At 54.2% G+C, this 8,055-nt stretch carries 7 protein-coding genes; all 7 read right to left on the bottom strand.

What is annotated here, in order from left to right:
* Window positions 1-476: 476 nt before the first annotated feature.
* On the bottom strand, window positions 477-1,901 hold the full coding sequence (gene der, locus DV711_RS10750; RefSeq protein WP_114695651.1) for a ribosome biogenesis GTPase Der: 1,425 nt from the start codon (window positions 1,899-1,901) through the stop codon (window positions 477-479).
* Between the two features lie 70 nt (window positions 1,902-1,971).
* Window positions 1,972-3,123, bottom strand: a complete 1,152-nt coding sequence (gene bamB / locus DV711_RS10745) for an outer membrane protein assembly factor BamB (RefSeq protein WP_114695650.1) — start codon at window positions 3,121-3,123, stop codon at window positions 1,972-1,974.
* Window positions 3,124-3,125: 2 nt separating this feature from the next.
* Window positions 3,126-3,782 (bottom strand): YfgM family protein, encoded by a 657-nt coding sequence (locus DV711_RS10740; RefSeq protein WP_114695649.1) that lies wholly within the window; start codon window positions 3,780-3,782, stop codon window positions 3,126-3,128.
* 30 nt (window positions 3,783-3,812) lie between these two features.
* Complete coding sequence (gene hisS, locus DV711_RS10735; RefSeq protein WP_243633795.1) at window positions 3,813-5,051, bottom strand: histidine--tRNA ligase; 1,239 nt, start codon at window positions 5,049-5,051, stop codon at window positions 3,813-3,815.
* A 57-nt stretch (window positions 5,052-5,108) separates the two neighbouring features.
* Complete coding sequence (locus DV711_RS10730; protein ID WP_114695647.1) at window positions 5,109-6,140, bottom strand: RodZ domain-containing protein; 1,032 nt, start codon at window positions 6,138-6,140, stop codon at window positions 5,109-5,111.
* Window positions 6,140-7,027 (bottom strand): type IV pilus biogenesis/stability protein PilW, encoded by an 888-nt coding sequence (pilW, locus tag DV711_RS10725; RefSeq protein ID WP_114695646.1) that lies wholly within the window; start codon window positions 7,025-7,027, stop codon window positions 6,140-6,142. The genes DV711_RS10730 and pilW overlap by 1 nt, the downstream gene beginning before the upstream one ends.
* Window positions 6,918-8,045, bottom strand: a complete 1,128-nt coding sequence (gene rlmN, locus DV711_RS10720; RefSeq protein ID WP_114695645.1) for a dual-specificity RNA methyltransferase RlmN — start codon at window positions 8,043-8,045, stop codon at window positions 6,918-6,920. The genes pilW and rlmN overlap by 110 nt, the downstream gene beginning before the upstream one ends.
* Between the last annotated feature and the right edge of the window lie 10 nt (window positions 8,046-8,055).

The following is an 8,055-nucleotide window of genomic DNA, read 5'->3' as shown; positions in this document are numbered from 1 at the left end:
AGTTGTTAGCCGAAGCCAACGAATTTTTGCTCAAAGTAAAACTGGAATAACTTAACTAAACGTAAGTACGTATAGTGTCGTATGAATTCACGAGTCACTTACTTTGATAAGTCTTTGTGATATTCCGAAGAATATCTGCTGTCCTATCCCAGCAAGTGCCCACACGAATTGCATGGTCGATTTGTTAAAGAGCGTTGCTTGGCGCCGTCCGGCTGCTCAAGCGAGGGTCGAAATTATACATCTCAAAACCCGTGAGTCAACGCTTATTTGCGATCTTTTTTCGTTGCGTTTTCCGAAAAAAAACATTCGAAAAACCGCTCGAAAAAAGGGCTCTCAGTAACACCGAAACATCACCTGGGAGGCCGACTCCGTTACCGCCTCAGCGACAACGTGGGGGCGCATTCTACAGACCTAAGAACTGCCGTCAACGACTTTTTAAAATTAATTTCAAAGTCGTTTTATCGCCCCAAATTCAGTTAGCTTTTTTTCTTCTTTTTCGACTTCTTTACGAACTGAGCCATACGCTCTTTCTTCTGAATCTGACGGCGTGTCAGTTCGTTCTTTTTACCTTCGAAGGGGTTCTTGCTCGACTTGAATTCGAACCTAACCGGAGTGCCTTTAATCTGCAGGTATTTGGTAAACCGGTTGATCAGGTAACGCTTGTACGCATCGGGCAACTGATCGGTCTGATTGCCATGAACGATAAACAACGGCGGGTTTGATCCCCCCTGGTGGGCGTATCGCAACTTAATTCGACGACCATGAACCAGCGGCGGTTGATGATCTGCCACCACATCTTCCAGCAACTTGGTCAGTTTACTGGTAGAAAACTTGGCCATCGCCGACCGGTAGGCCTCTTTCACCGAATCATAAAGGTTGCCGACGCCGGAGCCGTGTAATGCCGAGATAAAGTGGATATTGGCAAAATCCGCAAACACCAGGCGGCGGTCGATCTGCTTTTTCACATCCTCTTTATCATCTGGCCTCATACCGTCCCATTTGTTGATTGCGATAACCAACGCCCGTCCATCTTCCAGTGCAAAACCTAGCATATGCAGATCTTGTTCGGTCAGGCCTTCCTGGGCATCCATTACGGCGATAACAACATGAGCATCCTTGATCGCCTGCAAGGTCTTTACGATGGAGAACTTCTCCACGGCTTCCTTGATATTCTTGCGGCGGCGCACTCCGGCTGTATCGATCAGGGTATAGGGGACCTCTTCCTCACCCTCCTGCCGGGTATAGGGGATATAAATACTGTCCCGTGTAGTACCAGCCTGGTCGAACACCACCACCCGATCTTCGCCCAGCATCCGGTTGACCAAGGTAGACTTACCCACATTCGGCCGACCGATAACGGCGATTCGAATCCCTTTCTCATCCGCCTCTTCCGACAGCGCCTCTTCAGGCTCAGGGAACGCATCCAGCACCAGCTCGATCAGACTCTTCACACCACGACCATGGGATGCTGCAATTGGTAGCGGCTGGCTGAGACCCAACTCAAAGAAGTCGGCGATAGCCACGTCCGGATTTACCCCATCGGTTTTGTTGACCACCAGATGGTAGGGCTTATCGGTTAATCGAAGATGGTTGGCGATCATCTCATCGGCGGGATTTAACCCTGAACGCCCATCCACCAGAAAGATCACCGCATCGGCTTCATCGATGGCCAGCAGGGACTGCTCCGCCATGACATGGTCGATCCCCTCCTCATCACCGCTAATACCACCTGTATCGATCACCATGAAATCGCGCCCCAGCATCTTGCCCTGGCCATACTTACGGTCACGGGTTAACCCCGGATAGTCTGCCACCAGCGCATCACGGGAACGGGTCAACTGGTTAAACAGGGTCGATTTACCCACATTAGGGCGCCCGACCAGGGCGATCACAGGAACCATGTTCTTGTCCTAGATAAATAAAGAGAGGGCTTTAAGCCCCCTCAGATCAAATCGGTTACCGATCTAAAGATCAGTTCTTCTGGAGCTGTAGCGCCGAAAGTGTGCCGTCGTCACTAAGGGTATAGAGAACCCCTTCAACGCCTAATGGCGGTGACAACAACGCCGACGAATCTGCCCGGTGGCGTCCGACAAAGCGGCCATCAATTGGATCGAGCAGATGGATATAGCCTTCGTAGTCGCCAACGGCAACGAGGCCATCGAGAATCGTCGGCGAGCTGACCTGACGGAAGTATAGAGCCTCCTGCTTCCACAGCTCATCACCATTACGCTTACTGAAGGCGACCACCGTACCTTCGGCATCAACGGCAAATAGGTTCAACCCATTTTGAGCCAGCGAACGGAAGGTCGACAGCGGTGAGCTCCACAGACGGCGTCCCTCAGACTCACTGATCGCACTGATCCGCCCCTGATAGCTACCCGCAAAAATAAGCCCCTGATCTCGCAGCAACGAACCATCGATATCCACGATTCGCTCGAGCTCTGTTCGGCCTTCAGGAAGAGTTACCAGCGACTCCCATACCAGTTCACCGGTGGCCAGATCCAAGGCCGCCAATTTGCCACTGGAAAACCCCACATAGGCACGATTGGCTGTCAGCAACGGCGCAGAGTCGCCGCGCAATGTCAGCAGAGGCTCCTGGGCCGAATAGCTCCAGCGCAGCGCACCACTTTGGCTATCAAAGGCGGTGACCTGACCATCGATCGTTTGCACCAACGCCAGCCCTGCCGAGACCTGCACCGGGGCGGTTGCTTCGCTGTTCAGTTGCGCTCGCCAAGCTTCACTACCATCAAGCGCACTCAGCGCAACCAACTGGCCGTCGTAGGCACTGACCAATACACGGCCGTTACCGATACCGACACCACCACTGATCGGTAGCTCAAGTTCCTGCTTCCAAACCAGCTTGCCGCTGTCACGTTCCACCGCAACGACGGTTCCTTCATGGTCCACGGCAAAGATGCGGCTCGACAACAGCGCGGGCTGCAGTTGGTGGTATTTCTCACCCAGTCCGCTACCCACCTGGGTAGACCAGAGTTTCTTAAACTGGTACTCGGAGACGATCGACTCCAGCTCCGCCGGCTCGATCTCCTCTTCACTACTCCACAAACCGCAGCCACTAAGAAAAGCGACCAGCAGCAGGAGTCCAAGCGGGTTAAATCTGTTCATGGTTACTCACCTGCACCTGCAAGATCACCACTCTTCATCGCGATCAACGGACGAGCATTACTACTGTCGGCGGCTTGCGCCGACTGATATGCCTGACGCGCTTCGGCAGCACGACCCAGCGCGTTCAGCAGGTCACCTTTGAGCTCGAAGTAAGCAGCCTCAAAGCCTTTTTCCGGCGCTGATCCCAGCTGGGTCAGCGCGGCCTGGGCATCCCCTTCGGCCAACAACAATTGTGACATCCGCAACTTAGCCACCTGTGCAATAGGGGCCTCGGGCTTCTGCTCTACCAACCACTTCAGCTCGGCTTTGGCAGCGTCCAGCTTTCCTTGGTCCGCCTGGAGTTTGGCCAACCACAGCGCGGCATACTGGGCGTAGCCGGTGGACTGATAGTCCGATTTCAGCTGGTTTGCCATGTACTCGGCGCTTTTTCGATCCTCTTCAGAAAGAGTCTGGCCCGGCTGAACCAGCGCCTTCTCTACCATGGATTGGTACAGCACCGACGCGTTTTCAGCCGTTTGGCGCTGATGATCCTGCCATCCACGCCAACCGAATACGGCAATTACCGCAACCGCCACACCGATGACAGTAGAGCGACCATTCTCTTTCCACCAATTCTTGATCGCTTCGACCTGTTCCTCTTCGGTTCTCAGTTCAGCCACCCGGTGTCTCCTTAACTCGTTAACTCAGTGTTAGGCAGCGAATTCTTGCTGCAATTGTTCGATCAGGGTTTCTAATACCAACCCGTCAACAGGCTGGTCATTATTCCAGACCCGCAGCTGCGCTTCACCCTCAGATTCAGACAGCAGTACAACCCAAGGCGCTCCACTTTGACGCGCCTTGTTATTGATGTTCTTCAAGCCGCCGCAATGGGACATCAACCGCAATCCCGGCACAGCCGCTCTCAATTGCTCAGCCAGATGGATCAGCTTCGGCTGCATGCCCTTATGCTCGGCAGCCAGGTAGAGATCCAACGGACGACGAACCTGCTCGGGGACCAGCTCGAGAGTTTCCAGCAGCAATACCAGACGCTCCACGCCCATGGCGAAGCCGACACCCGGAGTTGGTCGACCACCAAGCTGTTTCACCAAGCCATCGTAACGACCGCCGGCACAAACAGTACCCTGCGCCCCCAGCCGATTGGTGACCCATTCAAAGACGGTCTTGCAGTAGTAATCCAGCCCGCGGACCAATCGCGGGTTGATTTCGTAGCTGACCCCAGCCAGATCCAACGCCTCACAAAGCTGTTCGAAATGGCGGCGAGAGTCCTCGTCTAGATAATCACTCAGCACCGGCGCATCAGCCAGAATCTGCTGGGTGGTTTCATCTTTGGAATCCAGCACCCGCAGCGGGTTGGACTCAACCCGACGCTGAGAGTCTTCGTCCAAGCGATCGAAATGCTGCTGCAGATAGGCGACCAACGCATCACGATACTCTGCGCGTGCTTCATTACTACCGAGCGAATTCAGTTGCAGATTCACATGCTCTGACAGGCCCAGTTGCTGCCATAGCCGAGCCGACATCAAAATCACCTCAGCATCAATATCGGCCCCAGCCATACCGAAGGTTTCGACCCCGATCTGGTGGAACTGACGGTAGCGCCCTTTCTGGGGCTTTTCGTAGCGGAACATCGGCCCCTTGTACCACAGCCGTCGAACCTGGTTGTAAAGCAACCCATTCTCTTCGCCTGCACGCACACAACCGGCGGTACCCTCAGGACGTAAGGTCAGACTTTCATCGTTACGGTCGTTAAAGGTGTACATCTCTTTTTCAACGATATCGGTTACTTCACCGATAGAGCGCTTAAAAAGCTCGGTTTTCTCAACGATCGGAAAGCGAATCTCGCTGTACGCGTACTGCCCCAGCACCTGCTCAACAGTACTTTCCAGATAACGCCAAACCGGAGTCTGATCCGGGAGAATATCGTTCATGCCACGGATGGCTTGAATTTTTGCCAAGGTAAAAATCCTAACTAAAAATGAAAATCTTTATTCGAGGGTCAAGCGGGCCACGCCCTTATTGCTGCTCTGTTCAACCGGCAACGGCAGCCCGCGGAACTCAGCCGTCTCGATCGAGGCACTCTGGCCCAGCAGCAGCTCGACAGGTAGGTTATCCAGTTTACGCTCCAGCACATTACCGGCCTGCATCAAACTGGCGAAGATGGTCTTGCCGTCAGCAGTTTTGATACTGACCCAGCACTCTGCATTAAATCGAACCAATAGCAATGGTTCCGAGCCCGCCTCACCGGCACTAGTAGCTGCCGTATCGGCAGGCTCGGTAGCCGAATCAGCTTGAGGTTCGGACCCTGTCTCCGAAGCCGAACCCTGAGACTGCTGTTCCATCTGACGTGCCAGGGCTGCGATCTCTTCATCGCTCAAGTAACGCGGCTCTTCCTCAGCGGCAGTCCCCTCCTCGACACCGTTCTCACCAACAGCAACCTCATCGCTGGAAGGATCAGCAGCTTGCAACGGCTCTGCGGGGCTTTCAGGCGCAGGCGCATCGACGCTTCCCCGGATCACCTGCGCTTCGTTGTCGGGTTGACTGGTGACCGCCTGCTCGGCGGCTGTACGATCAAGCATCGGCGCTTCGGTTTCAGCCCCCATCTGGGTTTGCCACCACCAGATACTGGTACCGATCAGTGCCAGCACGAAGATGATCACAGAGATCCGAAGCATCGGATCGCCCATCTGCGCCTGAGGTTTGACCCGGTTAATGCTGGTCACATTGCTTTGCGGCGCGCCACCGTGAAGGGCATTGAACTCTTCGACCAGTTGATCTGCATCGAGCCCCAGCAATTTGCTGTAGCCTCGCAGATACCCCCGTACAAAAGCCAAGCCCGGGAGTTTTTGTATATCTCCGTTTTCAAGCGCCTCAAGCTGCGTCTCGCTTAGCTTCAGCCGCTCTGACACATCCGCCAGACTTAGCTGCTGCTGTTCACGCGCTTGGCGTAGACGTTCACCCGGGTTAGGTTGGCCGAGCGATTCCTCGACCGAATCCTGAGAAGTGAGAGATTCAGCCACTACCGAGACTCCTTATAGCGCTGATATTCAACCGAATCGGGATACATATTCTTGAGCAACAGTGCATACGTGGCCGCCTTGGCCGGATCGCTGTTTTCGCGTGCCAACAAAATACCCAGATATAGGCTCTTGGCGCTGTGCTCGGTCTGGCGCAAACGGACCAGGGTCGAGAACTGCTCAAAGTACTGGTAAGACTGACCGTATTGCTGGCGCTCATACTCAATCGCACCCAACTCGATCAGCGCATTCGGTGAATTGGGATTCAATCGCAACACCTGGTGATAGGTCTGCTCTGCCTCGTCGATATCCCCGGCATAGGCATAACAGCTCGCCAGATTTTCCAGTGCACTAGTGCGCTGATCATAGAGCGGGGTATTGGCGGCTTTAGCCAGGTATTGACAGGCCTCGCTGTAGCGCTGTTCGGTCAGCAGAAAGATACCGTAATTGTTATTCACACTGGCATCGGAGGGTGAACTCTTCAGCGCCTGCCGGTAATAATCATCGGCTATCACGCTTTCACCCTGACGTTGAAAGACGTAGGCCATCAACATCAAGGAGTTAGCCGCCTTCGGATCGATATCCAACGCCTGTTTCAGGGGACGCTTGGCGTCTTCATACTGCTGCAAGCGAATGTATTCACGGGCGACGTTATTCCAGGCGTCTATCCGTTCGGGCATCGACTTTTGCTTGTAAGTGGAATTACTCTGGGTAGCACACCCTGACAGCACCAATACCGCGACCAATAGAGCGCCTGTTAGCTTCACGCAATTTCCTCGATTAAGACCCTTGAGCGGAGACTTCCTGTACAACCGGGATGTATTTTTCACTACGCCTTGTGCGGTCGTCAACCTGACCCACCAGTTGGCCGCAAGCTGCGTCGATATCATCACCACGGGTACTGCGAATCGTCGTTATGATCCGACCCTTGGTGGTGATCTCTTTGAAGCGCTCGACCGCCGCCGAACGTGAGCGACGATAACCCGAGTTAGGGAATGGGTTGAACGGTATCAGGTTCAGCTTGCAAGGGAACTCCCGCAGTAGATGAACCAACTCCCGCGCGTGCTCCGGCTGATCATTCACCCCATCGATCATGGTGTATTCGATCGTAATCACCCGCTTATCTGCACAATGGGACAGATACCGCTTGGTGGAAGCCAGAACCTCCTGAATCGGATAACGACGGTTTAACGGCACCAGTTCGTTGCGAAGCTCATCATTGGGGGCATGCAACGACAAGGCTAAAGAGACATCGGTGACTTCGCCAAGGCGGTCGATACCGGGAACCAAGCCGGCGGTACTCAGGGTCACGCGACGCTTGGAGAGCCCGTATGCATTGTCTTCCATCATCAAAGACATCGCATCGACCACCGGCTCAAAGTTCATCAACGGCTCACCCATACCCATCAGTACGACATTGGTGACCCGACGCTGATCCGACTTAAGCACCACCGGTCCGAACGATAGAATCGCCACCCGAAGCTGCCCGATAATCTCAGCTGCCGTCAAATTACGATTGAAGCCCTGCTTACCTGTGGAGCAGAAGCTGCAATCCAGCGAACAACCCACCTGGGAGGATACGCACAACGTGGCTCGATCCCCTTCTGGGATCAGTACCGTCTCGACCGAACTCCCCCCATCCAAACGCAACACCCATTTACGGGTGCCGTCCTTGGAGTAGTCGTGGTAGACCACTTCGGGCGCTCTAATCTCAGCCACCTCGGCCAGCTTGGTGCGCAAGGCCTTGCTGACGTTGGTCATCTCATCGAAGCTACCGACCCCGCCCTGGTGGATCCACTTGATCACCTGAGTGGCACGAAACTTCTTTTCGCCGATACTCTCGAAAAACTCTTCCATTTTGCTTTTCGACAGGCCCAGCAGATTTATCTTTTCAGCAGACTGACTCATATAACAACAG

Source organism: Motiliproteus coralliicola, from assembly GCF_003345655.1.
Classification (GTDB): Bacteria; Pseudomonadota; Gammaproteobacteria; order Pseudomonadales; family Balneatricaceae; genus Motiliproteus; species Motiliproteus coralliicola.
Note: the sequence above shows the minus strand (reverse complement) of the source record. Positions and strands in the feature narration are given on the sequence as shown.

Excerpts from the sequence above, each read along its gene's own strand:
- rlmN (WP_114695645.1), bottom strand. The coding sequence starts at position 8,045 with ATGAGTCAGTCTGCTGAAAAGATAAATCTGCTGGGCCTGTCGAAAAGC.
- bamB (WP_114695650.1), bottom strand. The coding sequence starts at position 3,123 with ATGAACAGATTTAACCCGCTTGGACTCCTGCTGCTGGTCGCTTTTCTT.
- pilW (WP_114695646.1), bottom strand. The coding sequence starts at position 7,027 with ATGATATCGACGCAGCTTGCGGCCAACTGGTGGGTCAGGTTGACGACC.
- der (WP_114695651.1), bottom strand. The coding sequence starts at position 1,901 with ATGGTTCCTGTGATCGCCCTGGTCGGGCGCCCTAATGTGGGTAAATCG.
- hisS (WP_243633795.1), bottom strand. The coding sequence starts at position 5,051 with ATGAACGATATTCTCCCGGATCAGACTCCGGTTTGGCGTTATCTGGAA.